Raw genomic sequence first — 14,912 nt, forward strand, 5'->3', positions numbered from 1 at the left:
GCAGCCGCCCGCCACCGGCCGCGTCCGTACCCCTGAGGAGGCCCCGATGTCCGTCCCCGTCCCCCGGCGGGCCGTGCTGCGCGGCGCGGTCCTGCTCGGCGCCGCGGCCGGCGCCACGGCGTTCACCCAGTTCGGCGGCGATCGCGGCGCGCGGGCCGTCGCCACCCGGGTCGACCAGCCCGTGATCGCCAACTGCGCGACCTGGGGCGCCCGCCCGCCCTCGTCCAACGTGACCGTGGTGCAGAGCCGCCCCAACAAGATCATCATTCATCACACGGCGTTCCCGAACACCACCGACTACAGCCTCGCCTACGCCTACCAGAACTCGCGCGACATCCAGAACCTGCACATGGACACCAACGGCTGGCTCGACTCCGGGCAGCACTTCACCAACAGCCGCGGCGGCTACCTCACGGAGGGCCGGCACGGCAGCCTGTACGCGCTGCTGCACGGGCAGACGATGGTCCAGGGCGCGCACTGCGTCGGGCAGAACAGCCAGGCCATCGGCATCGAGAACGACGGAACCTACCTCGACGTGCAACCGCCACAGGCGCAATGGGACAGCCTGGTGTGGTTCTGCGCGTTCACCTGCCAGCAGTACGGCATCCCGTCCAGCGAGATCTACGGGCACAAGGATTTCAACAACACCCAGTGCCCTGGCCTGCTGCACGACCGGCTGCCCGAGCTGCGCAGCGCGGTCGCCGCCCGGCTGGGCGGCTAAGGGCTCGGCCCGTCGCGGGGCGCCCGCGGGCGCCCCGCGACCGCCGGAGCGGGCAAAACGCGGACGCGGATTGTCGGTGCCCTCGGGCACACTGTCGATCGTGTCGCCCCGATCCGTCGCCGAGCTCGCCGCCACCGTCCGGTCCGGGCGGCGGGTCAAGTACCTGCACTTCTGGGGTCACCGTCCGCAGCGCGACGGCAGCATCGGCGCCGGCTGCCTGAGCCAGTGGTGGCCGGCGCCGTTCACGGTGGACGGCCGGACGTACGCCACCGCCGAGCACTGGATGATGTGGCAGAAGGCCACCCTGTTCGGCGACGCGGAGGTCGCCGAGCGCGTCCTCGCCAGCGGGCACCCGCAGCGGGCCAAGGCGCTCGGCCGGCAGGTCCGCGGCTTCGACGAGGCGACCTGGGCGGCGCGCCGCTACGAGATCGTCGTCGCCGGCAGCGTGGCCAAGTTCGGCCAGCACGAGGAGCTGGGCCGCTTCCTGCTCGGCACCGGGGAGCGGGTGCTCGTCGAGGCGAGCCCGGTGGACCGGATCTGGGGCATCGGCCTGGCCGCCGACGACCCGCGCGCCGCGGACCCGGCCCGGTGGCGGGGCGAGAACCTGCTCGGCTTCGCCCTGATGGACGCCCGTGTCGCCCTCGCGGCCGAGGCGTCGCTCGCGGTGGCCCAGCCGACCGGGATGACCATGGCCGACGTTCAGCGGATCGCGGAGCGGCTGCGCCATCCGGAGACACACCAGGCACCGGCCGGATGACGGGGACGAGCTGCCCGCCGGGCGGGTAACGTGCTGCGGCGTGACCGTCACACCGTATTCGCACTGCTCATACTGCGGCGCCGCCTACCCGGCGGCGGCCGGCTGGCCGCGGGTCTGCGCGGCCTGCGGCGGGACGGTGTGGCGGAACCCGCTGCCGGTCGCGGTGGCGGTGCTGCCGGTCCGGACGCCGACCGGCCTGGGTGTGGTGGCGGTCCGCCGGGACATCGAGCCGGCCCGCGGGCAGCTCGCCCTGCCCGGCGGTTTCATCGAGTACGGCGAGGAGTGGTCGGAGGCGCTGGTCCGCGAGCTGCGGGAGGAGACCGGCCTGCTGGCCGACGCCGAGCAGGCGCGGCTGTTCGCGGTGCACGGCGCGCCGGCGGGCGGCACCATGATGGTCTTCGGCGTGCTGCCCGAGCGGGCGGTCGGCGACCTGCCGCCGCCGGCGCCGACCGAGGAGGCCACCGAGTGGCTGGTCCTCACCGAGCCGGTCGAGCTGGCCTTCTCCACCCACACCCGGGTGCTGGCCGACTTCCTCGCCGAACGGTGGGCGGCCTGACCCTGGTCGGCGCCGCCGACCTCCGCCCACCCTGCGCAAACTCCTATTGATTGAATAGGAATGCAGCGTCGCCGAGCCGGAGGTCAGCCGTGTCCCGTTCCCCTTCCCCCGAGGAATCCCAGCACGACGACCGCCGGGCCCGGCAGTGGCTCGCCGGGCAGGCCAGGTGCGCCGGCGTCGACCGCGACGAACTGCTCGAACTGGGTTCCGCGATGGCCGCCCTCACCGCCGCCGCGGCGGAACGGGAACCGGTCGCGGTGACCCCGGCGCCGGTGGGTGTCGACCCCGGCGCGCCGTCGCCGATCGCGAAGCCGCTGCCGCCGGAGCTGCTGTGCCCGGTCGAGACCAACGCCGAGATGCGCTGGGAGGCGATGGCCGGGCAGGGATACGTCGTACCGAACGACCGCTTCTTCGTCCGCAACCACACGATGACGCCGCGCCTGGACGCCGACGCCTGGCGGCTGCAGCTGTTCGGCACCGGGCTCCGCGACGCACCCACCCGGGACGCGCCGGTCGAGTTCAGCCTCGCGGACCTGCGGCAGCTGCCCGCCGAGGAGACCACCGCGCTGATCGAGTGCGCCGGCAACGGGCGACGCTTCTTCGCCAGCCAGCAGAACGACCCGGCACCGGGCGTGGCCTGGAGCCTCGGCGGCGTCGGCGTCGCCCGCTGGCGGGGCGTGCGGCTGGGCGCGGTGCTCCGGCTGGCCGGGCTGCGGGACACCGCGGTCGACGTGATGCCGGAGGGCCTGGACCCCGACTACGTGACCGGCGGGGTCAACCTCGGCCGGGTACGCCGTCCCCTGCCGATCGCCAAGGCCCTCGACGACGTCCTGCTGGCGTACGAGATGAACGGCGAGCCGCTCCCCGCCGACCACGGATTCCCGGTCCGCCTCGTGGTGCCCGGCTGGATCGGCATCTCCTCGATCAAGTGGGTGGGCCCGGTCGAGGTCTCCACCACACCGTTGTTCTCCCCGTGGAACACCCGGTTCTACCGCATGTTCGGCCCCGGGCACCCGGCCGATGGCGGGCCACTGGCGACCCAGTCGGTGAAGAGCGCATTCGAACTCGCCTGGGACGCCCGCGTGCCGGCCGGCACGGAGGTGCTGCTGCGTGGCCGGTCCTGGTCCGGGGCCGGGCCGATCGACCGGGTCGAGGTGTGCACCGGCGACGGCTGGCACCCGGCGGAGCTGGTCGCCGCCGACCGGGGCGGCCCCTGGCAGCGCTGGACGGCCGTCTGGCGGCCCCCGGCGCCCGGCCCCTGGACGCTGCGCGCCCGCGCCACCGACGTCACCGGCGCCGGCCAACCCGACCGGGCCGCCCACAACGACCTCGGCTACCTCTTCGACGGCGTCGTCCGCCACCCGATCACCGCCACCTGACCACCCCACCACCCCCCACCCCCGCCCCCGCGGCACCCTCTGGTTGATCATGAAGTTGTTGCCCTCGACATCGGCGTGTCGGGGCAACAACTTCATGGTCAACGCGCGGGGCTGGGCGAGGCGGCGGCGTCAGGTGGTGAGGTAGGGGGCGGGGACCACGTCGGTGAGCCACACGCCGTTGGCGCTGCGATAGAAGACGTAGCCGTTGTCGGCCATGGCGGCCGCGTCCACGGTCAGCACCACCACCGCGCCGCTTCGGCGCGCCCCGACCCGGCGGGCGGTCTCCACGTCCGGCGACAGGTGTACGTGGTGCCGGCGCCCCCGGCGCAGCCCCTCGACGCGGATCGCGGGCAGGACGGTCTCGCTGGTGCCGTGATAGAGCCGGTCCGGCGGCGGGGTCGGCGTCAGACCGAGGTCGACCGGGACGGAATGGCCCTGGTTGGCCCGGATCCGGTCGACGCCGTCGGGTCCGCGTTCGACGGCGAAGCGTTGCTTGTCGTTGCCGGCGACCACGGCGTCGAGGTCGACGCGGCTGATCCGCAGGGCGGCGAGCAGTTCGGCGACCGGCACCCAACCGGCCCGGTCGAGCGTCAGGCCGAACCGGTCCGGGCGGTGCCGCAGCGCCAGCGACATCCGCTTGCTCACCCGGACCAGGTCTCGATGATCCACACCCGTCAGTGTGGCGCACGCCGGGACACCGGTCGACGGATATCAGGCGCTACCTTCCCCGCGCACGCACGTTCACGGAAGAGTGGCTCGTCCCCACGGAACAGCCACTCTTCCGTGACGGAGTGCGGAACGCTGAACAAGTGGCCGCGGTCAGCGCGAGCGGACGGACTCGGGCGGCAGCATCGCGGGCATCCCGTGATCATGCCAGCGGACCCGCCGGGGCGATGGCCGCGGTCTGGCGGTCAGGCGGCAGCGCGCTCCGCGAGGGGGCGGCGACGGCGGCTCGGGTCGGTGAGGACGGGCGGCGCCCAGGCGCCGTCCGGCTGGTAGAGGTTGGTGCCAGGCGGGACGATCTCGTCGATCCGGTCCAGCACCGCGTCGTCGAGGGTGACCGACGCGCCCTTGAGCAGCCCCTCGAGCTGCTCCATCGTGCGCGGCCCGATGATCGCCGAGGTGACCGCGGGATGCGCGACGGTGAACGCGACGGCCAGCTCGGGCAGGGTGCAGCCGACCTCGTCGGCGAGCGCGACGAGTTGCTCGACGGCGGCGTACTTCGCCGCGTTGCCGGGCAGCGCCGGGTCGAAGCGGGCCGGGGTGAGCGCCGGCCGACCGGTGGTGAGGTCCACGGACTGGCCATGCCGGTAGCGGCCGGACAGGAAACCGGAGGCCAGCGGGCTCCAGACCAGCACGCCCATGCCGTACCGCTGGCAGACCGGGAGCACCCCGGTCTCGATCCCGCGGGCCAGGATGGAGTACGGCGGCTGTTCGGTGCGGAACCGGCCGAGCGCCCGCCGCTCGGCGACGTGGTGCGCCTCCACGATCTCCTCGGCCGGGAAGGTCGAGCAGCCGAACGCGCGGATCTTGCCCGCGCGGACCAGGTCGGTGAGCGCCCCGAGGGTCTCCTCCACGTCGGTGGTGTGGTCGGGACGGTGCACCTGGTAGAGGTCGATCCAGTCGGTGCCCAGGCGGCGCAGGCTCTCCTCCACCTCCCGGACGATCCAGCGCCGGGAGTTGCCGCCCCGGTTGGGCCCCTCCCCCATCGGGAAGTGCACCTTGGTCGCGAGGACCACGTCGTCCCGTCGGCCGCGCAGCGCCTTGCCGACGATGACCTCGGACTCGCCGGCGGAGTACATGTCGGCGGTGTCCACGAAGTTCACGCCCTGGTCGAGGGCGGCGTGGACGATGCGTACGCAGTCGTCGTGGTCGGGGTTGCCGACCGCGCCGAACATCATGGTGCCGAGGCAGTGGGTGCTGACCTGGATGCCGGTGCCGCCGAGAACGCGGTAGCGCACAGGGTTGTTCCTTTCTGAGGGGTACGCCGCGTTGACCGGGCGGCGGCCGGTCCGGCAACTCTAGGAGTTCGAGTGCACTCGAGGTCAACCGGTCAGCCCGGCCCCTCCCTCGCCTCGGCCAGGTAGCCGGCGGCCTGGAGTTCGAACAGCTCCCGGTAGGGCCCGTCCTGCGCCATCAGCTCGTCGTGGTTGCCCTGCTGGATGAGCCGGCCGTGGTCCAGCACGAAGATCCGGTCGGCGTGCCGGACGTTGGCCAGCCGGTGGGTGATCAGGACGACCGCGCGGTCGGGGTGGCGCCGCAGGTGCTGGAAGAGGGCGTGTTCGGCCCGGGCGTCCAGGGCCGCCGACGGTTCGTCGCAGATCAGCAGCCGGGCGTCCCGGTAGAGGCCGCGGGCGGCCACCAGCCGCTGCCACTGGCCGCCGGAGAGGTCCTGTCCGTTTTTGAACTGCCGGTCGAGCAGCGTGTCGTACCCGAACGGCAACCCGTTGATCATGTCGTGGGCGGCGGCGCCCCGGGCGGCGTCCTCGACGGTCGGGCCGGCGCGGTCGGCGGCCCGGTCGTACCGGCCGATCCGGATGTTCTGCCGGGCGGTGAACGGGAACTTCCGCCAGTCCTGGCTCATCACCGCCACCTGGGCGCCGGCCTGCCGCGGGTCCAGCTCGGCGAGGTCCACCCCGTTCCAGCGGATCACCCCCTCGGTGGGCCGGTAGAGGCCGGCGATGAGCTTGGCGAGGGTGGTCTTGCCGGACCCGTTCTCCCCCACCAGGGCGACCACCTCCCCCTGGCGGATGGTGAGACTGACGCCGTCCACGGCCGGGACGTCGGTGTCCGGGTAGCGCATCGTGACCTGGTCGAGTTCGACGTGCTCGACGGCATCGAGCTCGATGTGCTCGACGGCGTCGACGCCCCGCGCGCCGCCGGCCGGCACCCGCTGCCCGGCGCGATCGACGAAGTCGCGGTAGTCCTGGTAGTAGAGCGCGTCCTCGTAGAGCGAGTTGGTGGCGAACACGGCGGTCCGGAGCCCGGCCCGGGCGGACTGCAACGCCAGCAGGGCGGTCGCGGCGGCCGCGAGGGCCACCACGCCGGTCAGCAGCATGCCGCCGAGGACCGCGTAGAGGGCGAACGCGGCGACCCCGGTGACCGACAGGCCGAGCGCGCGGGTGGTGCTCTGCGCGCGGGCCAGCCGCAGCTCGGCGCGGGTCTCCAGGCCGATGACCCGGCGGTACTCGGCGAGCAGGAAATCCCGCATCTGGTATGCCCGGATCTCCGGTGCGGTGTGCCGGTCGGCCATTAGCTCGGCGAGCATCCACATCCGACGGCGTCGGGTGATCCGGCCCAGCCAGTCGAGGTGCCGGCGGCGGGCCATCCGCACCGCGGTCACCGCCTCCGGCGCGGCGGCGAGCAGCAGGCAGGGCAGCAGCACCGGCTGGATCACGGTCACCGCGGCGGCGGTGGCCAGCACCCCCACCACCCCGGTGAGCAGGTTGACCGTGTCATCGACGATCGACGCGGCCTCCACCATGCCCCGGTCCCGGGCCCGGTCCATCTCCTCGGCGAAGCCGGCGTCGTCGAAGGCGGCCAGCTCGACCGCCGTGGTGGCCTCGAAGAGCCGCAGCTCCACCTGGTAGTTGATCTGCGGAATGAGCCGGGCCTGCGCCCAGCCGGCGGCGACGGTCAGCGCGCCGCGTGCGGTCACCGCCAGCGCGGCGAGGACCAGGGACGGCAGGGCGGCGCGGATCCGGTCGGGGGTCGGACCTGCGGCGAAGAGCTGCCGCAGCACCCCGGTGGTGGCGAGCAGCCCCAGCGTGGTGAGCACACCGGCGGCGACGTTCAGCCCGATCGAGGCGACGGTGTCCCGGCGGCTGGTCGCCCAGGCCAGCGCGACGGCCTCGCGGAGCAGGGCGGGCAGCCGGCGGGCCACCGACCCGAAGCTGGTGTGGGCGAACTCGGTGGCCCGGTGCATCCAGTGGCCGTCCTCCAGCTCCGGCAGCGGCTCCGCCGCGCCGTCGGCCGGCTCGTCCTCGTCGGACGGAGGCCGGGGCCCGATCACCGTCGTCATGGACCCTCCTCACCGGTACGCCCAGTGATCGGAGCGTACGGTCCGCTACCTCACGCTGTCTCCCCGTAGTCGGCGTGTCGAACAGGTGTCGCAACCGGCGTGCCGGCCGCCGCGCGTTCCGCGGGGACGGGTGATGTCCGGTCCCGTCGCGCCCACCGTCGGCGGGTGGCAGGCTGGTGGGGTCGCCGGCAGCGGGGCAACGACGGCCCGCTGGCAGACCACGTCGTGAAGGAGAAGATCAACCCGATGGCTGTGGACGTCACCACCACCGACGAATGGCAGGCCCTGCGCAAGCACGCCGAGGAACTGCGCGGCACCCACCTTCGGGACCTGTTCGCCGCCGACAGGCAGCGGAGTGACCGGCTCACCGGCGACGTCGCCGACCTGCACGTGGACTACAGCAAGAACCTGGTCACCGACGAGACCCTGCGCCTGCTCGCCGCGCTCGCCGAGCGGGTCCGGCTGACCGACCGAATCGCCGCCATGTTCGCCGGGGAGCACATCAACTCCACCGAGGACCGTGCCGTCCTGCACACCGCGCTGCGCCTGCCCCGCGACGCGTCGCTGGTGGTGGACGGGCAGGACGTGGTCGCCGACGTGCACCGGGTGCTGGACCGGATGTCGGCGTTCGCCGAGCGGGTCCGCTCGGGCGCCTGGCGCGGCTACACCGGCGAGCGGATCACCACGGTGGTCAACATCGGCATCGGCGGCTCCGACCTCGGGCCGGTGATGGCGTACGAGGCGTTGAAGGCGTACCGGGACGCCGGGATCAGCTGCCGGTTCGTGTCCAACATCGACCCGACCGACATCCACGACAAGACCACCGACCTGGACCCGGCCAGCACGCTGTTCGTCGTGGTGTCCAAGACCTTCTCCACCCAGGAGACCCTCGCCAACGCCGACCAGGCACGGCGCTGGCTGCTCGCCGGGCTGGACGCGGACGACTCCGCGATCGCCCGCCACTTCGTCGCGGTCAGCACCAACGAACAGCGGGTACGCGACTTCGGCATCGACCCGGAGAACATGTTCGGCTTCTGGGACTGGGTCGGCGGCCGATACTCGCTGCCGTCGGCCGTCGGCCTGTCGGTGATGCTGGCGGTCGGGCCGACCCGGTTCCGGGAGATGCTGGCCGGCTACCACGCCGTGGACGAGCACTTCCGTACCACGCCGGTGGAGCGGAACGTGCCGGCGCTGCTGGGCCTGCTGAACGTCTGGTACACGGACTTCCTCGACGCGGAGACCCACGCGGTGCTGCCGTACGCGCAGTACCTGCACCGGTTCCCGGCGTACCTGCAGCAGCTCACCATGGAGAGCAACGGCAAGTCGGTGACTGTCGACGGCCGGCCGGTGACGTACCCGACCGGGGAGATCTTCTGGGGCGAGCCGGGCACCAACGGCCAGCACGCCTTCTACCAGCTCATCCACCAGGGGACCCGGCTGATCCCGGCCGACTTCATCGCGTTCAGCCAGCCCAACCACGACCTGGGCGACATGCACGACCTGTTCATGTCGAACTTCTTCGCGCAGACCGCGGCGCTGGCCTTCGGCCGCACCCGCGAGCAGGTCGAGGCGGAGGGCACCCCGGCCGAGGTGGTGCCGCACCGGGTGATGCCGGGCAACCACCCGACCACGTCGATCATCGCGCCGAAGCTGACCCCGTCGACACTCGGCCAGCTGATCGCCCTCTACGAGCACATCGTCTTCACCGAGGCGGCGGTCTGGGGCATCAACGCGTTCGACCAGTGGGGTGTGGAGCTGGGCAAGGTGATGGCCAACCAGCTCGCGCCCAAGCTCACCGGGTCCCACCCGGACCTCGGCGACGTGGACTCCTCCACCGCCGCGCTGATCCGCCGCTACCGCGCCCAACGCGGCCGGGACTGACCCGTATCCCGACGCGGTGACCGCCACGCTTCAGCGCATCTGGCGTGGCGTCGCGGTCCGGCGGCCGGTGGATCCGCACGAACCCGTGACCCGGCGGCGCGGATCAGTCGCGGAGGAACTCGGCGTGGGCGGCGCGGAGCCGGGCCAGCGCCGGATCACCGGGCGGGATGCGACGGTCCAGCTCGGCCCACACCTCGGCGAGGGCGTCGGTGAGGGCGCGCAGCTCGGCCGCGTGCCGCCGGCTGCTCTGCCGGTGCAGCTCCTCGAGGCGACGGGACCAGCCGGCGGTGATCGCGGCGATGCGCTCGGCGTCGGCCCGGGCCTGCGCCGCCGTCCGGGCGGCCGGGGCGGGCACGATCGCGGCGACGGGACGGGGATCGCCGTCGCGGGTGACGACGGTGATCGTGTCGGTCAGCTCGGCGAGGGCGACGAGTTGGGTGAGCCGAGTGCGGACCTCGCGCAGCGGCAGGGCGCGCGGCTGGGGGGACCGGTCGGCCAGTGCGGGGGCAGCCATGGACAGATATTCACGTATGGGTACGACAGAACCGCACCGCGTGGCGGTGCCACGGGTCAGCGGGCGGGCGGTGGCTCCGCCGTCCACTCTGGAGCCAGCACCGACCAGACCTCCATGTCGGCCCGACCGGTCGGCCCTGGGGCGGCCGCGCGCAGGACGCCGTCGCGGCGCATGCCCAACCGCCGGGCGACGGCGATGCTGCGCTCGTTGCCGGCCTTGGTCACCCACTCCACTCGATGGATGCCCCGCTCCCGGATCGCCCAGTCGATGATCACCCGGGCGGCACGGGTGACCAGGCCCCGCCCCTCGGCGGTGGCCTCCAGCCAGCAGCCGGCCTCGCAGACACCGGTGGTGGTGTTGAGCGACACGAACAGCACGCCGCCGACCAGCGTGCCGCGCTGCCAGATGCCCCAGATCCCGCCGTCGTCCCGGGCCCACCGGTCGGCGTAGTTCTGCAGGACCCGGCGGGCGGAGTCGGCGTCGGTGGCCACGAAGGACGCGCCCACCCAGGGGGCGATGTGCTCCCGGCACCGGTCGAGATTGGCGAGGAACTCGTCGGCGTGCCAGGGCTGGAGCGGCCGCAGCTCGGCGTCGTCGGTCAGAGGCAGGGCGAACACTGGAGCAACCTAGCAACCGGCAGGCGGGTCACGCCGGGCACCTCGGGCGAGCGGAGATCGGGCGTCCCGCCGCCGGTGCCGCCACCTCAGATGATGAAGTGCGTCCAGTAGGTCAGCCACACCACGAACAGCGCGCCCTGGGTGAGCGCCAGGGCGGCGGTCAGCCAACTGTCGAGGGTGGCTCGCTGCGCCCAGCGGGCCAGCACCAGCGCGACCGGGAAGGCGGCGAGCAGGTAGCGGAGCAGGCTCCGGTACACCAGCGGTCCCATCGACAGCGGCACCAGCACCACGATCACCGTGTAGACCAGGTACGGCAGCTCGGCCCGGCGCAGGCCGACGAGCGCCATCACCAGCACGGCCACGGCGACCCAGGCACGCAGGGCGTCGCCCGGCGAACCGGTCAGCCCGTGGATGATCACCCCCAGCGGATTCTGCACGCTGATGCCCCAGCCCTCTTCCTGGGCGTGCTTGTACGCGTACCAGTCGCCGCTCTGCCACTTGCCGAACGCCATGAACGTCAGCCACCCGGCCGGTACGAGCAGCAGCGGCCAGCCGATCGTCAGGTACCGACCGATCGTCCGGAGCCCGAGGTGGTAGCCGTGCTGGCGCAGCAGGACCAGGGCGAGCGGGACGACCACTAGGAAGCCGATCGAGCGACTCAGCGCGAGGAAGTAGCCGACGATCCCGACCAGCGGCCAGCGGCCCCGCTCGGCGTACCAGAAGGCGGCCAGGGCGAGGCAGAGGAAGAGCGACTCGGTCAGCGCCGCCTGAAACAAGAAGGCGGCCGGCAGGAGCAGCAGGTAGCGGGTGAACCGACGCCCCGAGGCGCCGGCGGCGTCCGCTCCGTCGTCGCCGAGCAGGCGGCCGCCGAGCTGATGGGCGTAGTAGAGCTGGAACACGAGGGCGACGTTGCTGACCAGCAGCAGCGCCCACGCGGTGTGCCCGCCGAGCAGCACGGCGAACGGCCGGGCGAGGAACGGGTAGAGCAGCGGGAAGCCGAAGTCGCGCCAGGGCCGGTCGAGCGGCACTTGGGCCAGATGGTCGTAGAGGAACGAGTCCCACGCGAACCAGAGGGAGATCCACCGGTGCGGTGAGACATCGTGCTGCTGGGCGCGCATCAGCGTCTCGTCCGGGGGTGGCGCGCCGGGCACCCCGTCCCAGGCGGCCAGCACGGCCACGCCGATCAGGCTGAGCACGACCTTCGACCCGACGAAGACCGCGAGCACGAAGCCCCAGGGGGTGGGCACCCGGGCGGCGAGCCCGGAAGCCGCGCGGACCAGCGCCCGCAGCCGGTCGCGGCGGCGGGAGCGCCGCGCCACCAGGGCCGCTCGGCCCGTCCGCAGCCCGTCACCCATCCGTCCCCCACCGGTCGTCGCGGCCGCGACCGACCGCCGGACCGCGGAGGTCCCCGGCATCCCCGTTGGCACCTCGCCCAGCCGTGGTCGTCGCCGAACCGAGGGGATTGTGTCCACGGGCGAAGCCCCGGCGGACCGGATGCGGGTGAGATTCGCCCGGCCGGCACAGGTGAGACGGGGCGCCGGACGGGTATGCGCGCTGCCGCATCAGACACGGCGGGGGGTTCCGGGCAGCATGGGCGACGACAACGGCACCGTGATCATCGGCGCGGGACCGGCCGGTCTGACCGCCGCGTACGAGCTGCTGCGCCACGGCGAGCCGGTCCGTGTCTTCGAAGCCGACGACGTCGTGGGCGGCATCAGCCGCACGGTCGAGCGGGACGGCTGGCGCTTCGACATCGGGGGGCACCGGTTCTTCACCAAGGTCGCCCGGGTCGAGGCGTTCTGGCACGAGATCCTGCCGGACGAGGATTTCCTGCTCCGGCCCCGGATGAGCCGGATCTACTACCGCGGCGCGCTCTTCGACTACCCCCTGAACGCCGGCAACGCGCTGCGCAACCTGGGCATCGCCGAGGCGGTTCGCTGCGTCGGCTCGTACGCGTGGGCGCGGCTGCGGCCGCCGAAGGACCAGTCGCACTTCGAGGGCTGGGTCTCGGCCCGGTTCGGGTGGCGGCTCTACTCGATCTTCTTCAAGACGTACACCGAGAAGGTCTGGGGGATGCCCGCCGACCAGTTGCAGGCCGACTGGGCGGCGCAGCGGATCAAGAACCTCTCGCTTGCCAAGGCGCTGCGCAACGCCCTGCTGCCCGGGCGCAGCCGCACTGACGTGACCAGCCTGATCGAGGAGTTCCAGTACCCGAAGTTCGGGCCCGGGATGATGTGGGAGCGCTGCGCCGAGGAGGTGGAGAAGCGGGGCGGATCGGTGGCTACCCGCGTCCGCGTGACCGCCGTGCACCGGGATCCCGCGGCCCGGCGGGCGACCGGCGTGACCGTGGCCGACGCGGACGGGGAACGCACCGAGCGGGCCGACCATGTCATCTGCTCGATGCCGATCTCCGCGCTGGTCCACGCCATGCGCCCGGAGGCCCCGGCCGAGGTCCGTGCCGCCGCCGACGACCTCTGCTACCGGGACTTCCTGACCGTCGCCCTGGTGGTGCCCGCCGAGTTCTCCTTCCCCGACAACTGGATCTACGTGCACGATCCGGCCGTGCGGGTGGGCCGCATCCAGAACTTCGGCTCCTGGTCGCCGTACCTGGTCAAGGACGGGCGTACCTGCCTCGGGCTGGAGTACTTCGTCTTCGAGGACGACGAGATGTGGCGTACCCCGGACGAGGAACTCGTCGCGCTCGCCACCGCGGAGCTGGAGCGGCTCGGCCTGGTCCGGCCGGAGTGCGTGGAGGCCGGCCACGTGGTGCGGATGCCGAAGGCGTACCCGGTCTACGACGAGCGGTACCAGGGGAACCTGGACGTGATCCGCGACTGGCTGGCCCGCGAGGTGCCGAACGTGCACCCGGTGGGGCGCAACGGGATGCACCGCTACAACAACCAGGACCACTCGATGCTGACGGCGATGTTGACCGCCGAGAACATCGCCCGCGGCACCCGGCACGACGTCTGGACGGTCAACGTTGAGCAGGAGTACCACGAGCAGCGGTCGTCCGGCGACGGCCGGCACGGCACCGGCCGGGACGCCCCGATCGTGCCCGCCCGCCCGAGCGGCCGCGTCGGGCACCGCCGGATCGGGTCGGTCCGGACCGTCCGGCCCGCTCCGGTACGGCGCCCCTGAGCCGGCCGGGTAAGGCCTGTGACGTGAGGGTGGTCATAACGGCTGGACGTCCCGGGTGGGGCGGCTGCTAGCCTCTTCGCCAGGTCATGAGCGCCAGCGCCAAGCCCCGGCTCGCTGGCCGGCAACCCTCCTCCGCGGTGGGGTGCCCCGGGTGAGGACCAGGCACCGGCAGGACGTCGGTGCAAGCGTGGCCTGGTACCCAGGTCATCACCGACCAGGGAGAACCATGTCTGCTCAGCTCCGCACCCCGCCCGCCGACGGCGTGGCCTACCCGGCCGACTTCGCGCTGGTCAAGCGCCGGCACGTCGACCTGATGCGGGTGTGCAGCGACGCCTGTCGCCGAATGCGCTGAGCACCACCTCCACTTCCTTCCGCACCATCCCCTTCCGGCTCGCCCGTCCCGGGCGCGCCGGCGGCGGCGTGCGCCCACGTCGCCATTCGACCCTGGAGACACCTGTGCGATTCCTTCCCACCCTGACCCGCGTCGCCGCGCTCGGCGCCGCCGCCGTGCTCGCCGCCACCGGCCTCACCGCCTGCGGCGGCGACGGCGGCGGCTCCACCAGCGCGGCCGCCAACCCGTACGGCCTGCTCCAGGCCGGCGTGCTGCGGACCGGCACGCTCACCGACGCCCCGCCGAACGTGTACCTGAAGGACGGCAAGTTCACCGGCTTCGACAACGACCTGCTCACCGCGGTCGCCGCGAAGATCGGCCTGAAGGTCGAGTTCGTCGGCACCGACTTCTCGGCCCTGCTCGCCCAGGTCAACAACCACAAGTTCGACGTGGGCAGCTCGTCCATCACGATCACCGAGGCCCGCAAGAAGACCGTCGACTTCGGCAACGGCTACGACTTCGGCTACTTCGGGCTCGACGTGCCGGCCGGCTCGTCGATCACCAGCTTCGACCAGCTCGCCGGCAAGCGGGTGGTGGTCGTGCAGGGCACGGTGCAGGACGACTACGCCACGAAGCAGAACCTGAACCCGGTGCGGGTGCCCGACTACAACGGCGCGATCAACCAGCTGAAGGCCGGCACCGCCGACGCCTGGATCGCCCCGGCCGAGATCGGCGACCAGTCCGCCGCTGACAGCAACGGCAAGATCAAGGTGGCCGCCAAGCAGCTCAGCCCGGCCCCGACCGCGTACGCGGTCGCCAAGGGCAACGACAAGCTGCGCGAGGCGCTGAACAAGGGCCTCGACGAGGTGATCGCCGACGGCACCTGGAGCAAGCTGCAGGCGCAGTACTACCCGGGCCGGCCGATCCCGGCCGACTTCAAGCCGGGCAGCGGCACGGTCGCGGTGCCGTCGCCGTCGGCTGCTTCCTGACGTAC

13 protein-coding genes, 1 pseudogene and 1 riboswitch are annotated in these 14,912 nt (G+C 72.7%); of the genes and pseudogenes, 8 read left to right on the forward strand and 6 right to left on the reverse strand.

The features are described 5' to 3' along the window. The first annotated feature begins 46 nt into the window (after nt 1-46). The 4 genes and pseudogenes from ACY34I_RS20215 (at nt 47) to ACY34I_RS20230 (ending at nt 3,413) form a co-directional block, all read left to right on the forward strand. Nucleotides 47-721, forward strand: coding sequence for a peptidoglycan recognition protein family protein (locus ACY34I_RS20215; RefSeq protein WP_462756537.1), 675 nt, complete (start codon nt 47-49; stop codon nt 719-721). Between the two features lie 70 nt (nt 722-791). Continuing rightward, nucleotides 792-1,367: pseudogene (locus ACY34I_RS20220) on the forward strand (NADAR family protein); the annotation flags it as partial. Nucleotides 1,368-1,518: 151 nt separating this feature from the next. Beyond that, nucleotides 1,519-2,034 (forward strand): NUDIX domain-containing protein, encoded by a 516-nt coding sequence (locus ACY34I_RS20225; RefSeq protein ID WP_462756538.1) that lies wholly within the window; start codon nt 1,519-1,521, stop codon nt 2,032-2,034. 89 nt (nt 2,035-2,123) lie between these two features. Next, nucleotides 2,124-3,413: a sulfite oxidase gene (locus ACY34I_RS20230; protein ID WP_462756539.1), complete on the forward strand. Its 1,290-nt coding sequence runs from the start codon at nt 2,124-2,126 to the stop codon at nt 3,411-3,413. 129 nt (nt 3,414-3,542) lie between these two features. Here ACY34I_RS20230 and ACY34I_RS20235 read toward each other — a convergent pair whose 3' ends face one another. The 3 genes from ACY34I_RS20235 to ACY34I_RS20245 all read right to left on the reverse strand — a co-directional run bounded on the left by ACY34I_RS20235 (nt 3,543) and on the right by ACY34I_RS20245 (nt 7,434). Then, on the reverse strand, nt 3,543-4,082 hold the full coding sequence (locus ACY34I_RS20235; RefSeq protein WP_462756540.1) for an RNA 2'-phosphotransferase: 540 nt from the start codon (nt 4,080-4,082) through the stop codon (nt 3,543-3,545). Nucleotides 4,083-4,324: 242 nt separating this feature from the next. Continuing rightward, nucleotides 4,325-5,374, reverse strand: a complete 1,050-nt coding sequence (locus ACY34I_RS20240) for an aldo/keto reductase (protein ID WP_462756541.1) — start codon at nt 5,372-5,374, stop codon at nt 4,325-4,327. Nucleotides 5,375-5,466: 92 nt separating this feature from the next. Then, nucleotides 5,467-7,434: an ABC transporter ATP-binding protein gene (locus ACY34I_RS20245; protein ID WP_462756542.1), complete on the reverse strand. Its 1,968-nt coding sequence runs from the start codon at nt 7,432-7,434 to the stop codon at nt 5,467-5,469. A 246-nt stretch (nt 7,435-7,680) separates the two neighbouring features. Between ACY34I_RS20245 and pgi the strand changes: the two genes are divergently transcribed. Continuing rightward, on the forward strand, nt 7,681-9,315 hold the full coding sequence (pgi, locus tag ACY34I_RS20250; protein ID WP_462756606.1) for a glucose-6-phosphate isomerase: 1,635 nt from the start codon (nt 7,681-7,683) through the stop codon (nt 9,313-9,315). Between the two features lie 103 nt (nt 9,316-9,418). On the opposite strand, the gene ACY34I_RS20255 is transcribed toward pgi, so the two are convergent. The 3 genes from ACY34I_RS20255 to ACY34I_RS20265 all read right to left on the reverse strand — a co-directional run bounded on the left by ACY34I_RS20255 (nt 9,419) and on the right by ACY34I_RS20265 (nt 11,861). Further along, entirely contained in the window at nt 9,419-9,829 is a 411-nt protein-coding gene (locus tag ACY34I_RS20255; RefSeq protein ID WP_462756544.1) for a type II toxin-antitoxin system Phd/YefM family antitoxin, read from the reverse strand. A 56-nt stretch (nt 9,830-9,885) separates the two neighbouring features. After that, entirely contained in the window at nt 9,886-10,446 is a 561-nt protein-coding gene (locus tag ACY34I_RS20260; protein WP_462756545.1) for a GNAT family N-acetyltransferase, read from the reverse strand. A gap of 86 nt (nt 10,447-10,532) precedes the next feature. Next, nucleotides 10,533-11,861, reverse strand: coding sequence for a hypothetical protein (locus ACY34I_RS20265; RefSeq protein ID WP_462756546.1), 1,329 nt, complete (start codon nt 11,859-11,861; stop codon nt 10,533-10,535). Between the two features lie 175 nt (nt 11,862-12,036). Between ACY34I_RS20265 and ACY34I_RS20270 the strand changes: the two genes are divergently transcribed. The 3 genes from ACY34I_RS20270 (at nt 12,037) to ACY34I_RS20280 (ending at nt 14,907) form a co-directional block, all read left to right on the forward strand. Further along, nucleotides 12,037-13,587, forward strand: coding sequence for an NAD(P)/FAD-dependent oxidoreductase (locus ACY34I_RS20270; protein WP_462756548.1), 1,551 nt, complete (start codon nt 12,037-12,039; stop codon nt 13,585-13,587). 82 nt (nt 13,588-13,669) lie between these two features. Then, nucleotides 13,670-13,781, forward strand: a riboswitch (SAM riboswitch). Nucleotides 13,782-13,813: 32 nt separating this feature from the next. After that, a complete protein-coding gene (locus ACY34I_RS20275; RefSeq protein ID WP_255472008.1) occupies nt 13,814-13,939 on the forward strand; it encodes a hypothetical protein in 126 nt (41 codons plus the stop codon). Nucleotides 13,940-14,043: 104 nt separating this feature from the next. Beyond that, nucleotides 14,044-14,907 carry an ABC transporter substrate-binding protein gene (locus ACY34I_RS20280; RefSeq protein WP_462756549.1) on the forward strand — a complete coding sequence of 288 codons (864 nt, stop codon included), beginning with the start codon at nt 14,044-14,046 and terminating at the stop codon, nt 14,905-14,907. Nucleotides 14,908-14,912: the final 5 nt, after the last annotated feature.

It is taken from the genome of Micromonospora sp. RTBAU3-60, assembly GCF_054963695.1.

Excerpts from the sequence above, each read along its gene's own strand:
- ACY34I_RS20215 (WP_462756537.1), top strand. The coding sequence starts at position 47 with ATGTCCGTCCCCGTCCCCCGGCGGGCCGTGCTGCGCGGCGCGGTCCTG.
- ACY34I_RS20245 (WP_462756542.1), bottom strand. The coding sequence starts at position 7,434 with ATGACGACGGTGATCGGGCCCCGGCCTCCGTCCGACGAGGACGAGCCG.
- pgi (WP_462756606.1), top strand. The coding sequence starts at position 7,681 with ATGGCTGTGGACGTCACCACCACCGACGAATGGCAGGCCCTGCGCAAG.
- ACY34I_RS20255 (WP_462756544.1), bottom strand. The coding sequence starts at position 9,829 with ATGGCTGCCCCCGCACTGGCCGACCGGTCCCCCCAGCCGCGCGCCCTG.
- ACY34I_RS20265 (WP_462756546.1), bottom strand. The coding sequence starts at position 11,861 with ATGCCGGGGACCTCCGCGGTCCGGCGGTCGGTCGCGGCCGCGACGACC.
- ACY34I_RS20270 (WP_462756548.1), top strand. The coding sequence starts at position 12,037 with ATGGGCGACGACAACGGCACCGTGATCATCGGCGCGGGACCGGCCGGT.
- ACY34I_RS20275 (WP_255472008.1), top strand. The coding sequence starts at position 13,814 with ATGTCTGCTCAGCTCCGCACCCCGCCCGCCGACGGCGTGGCCTACCCG.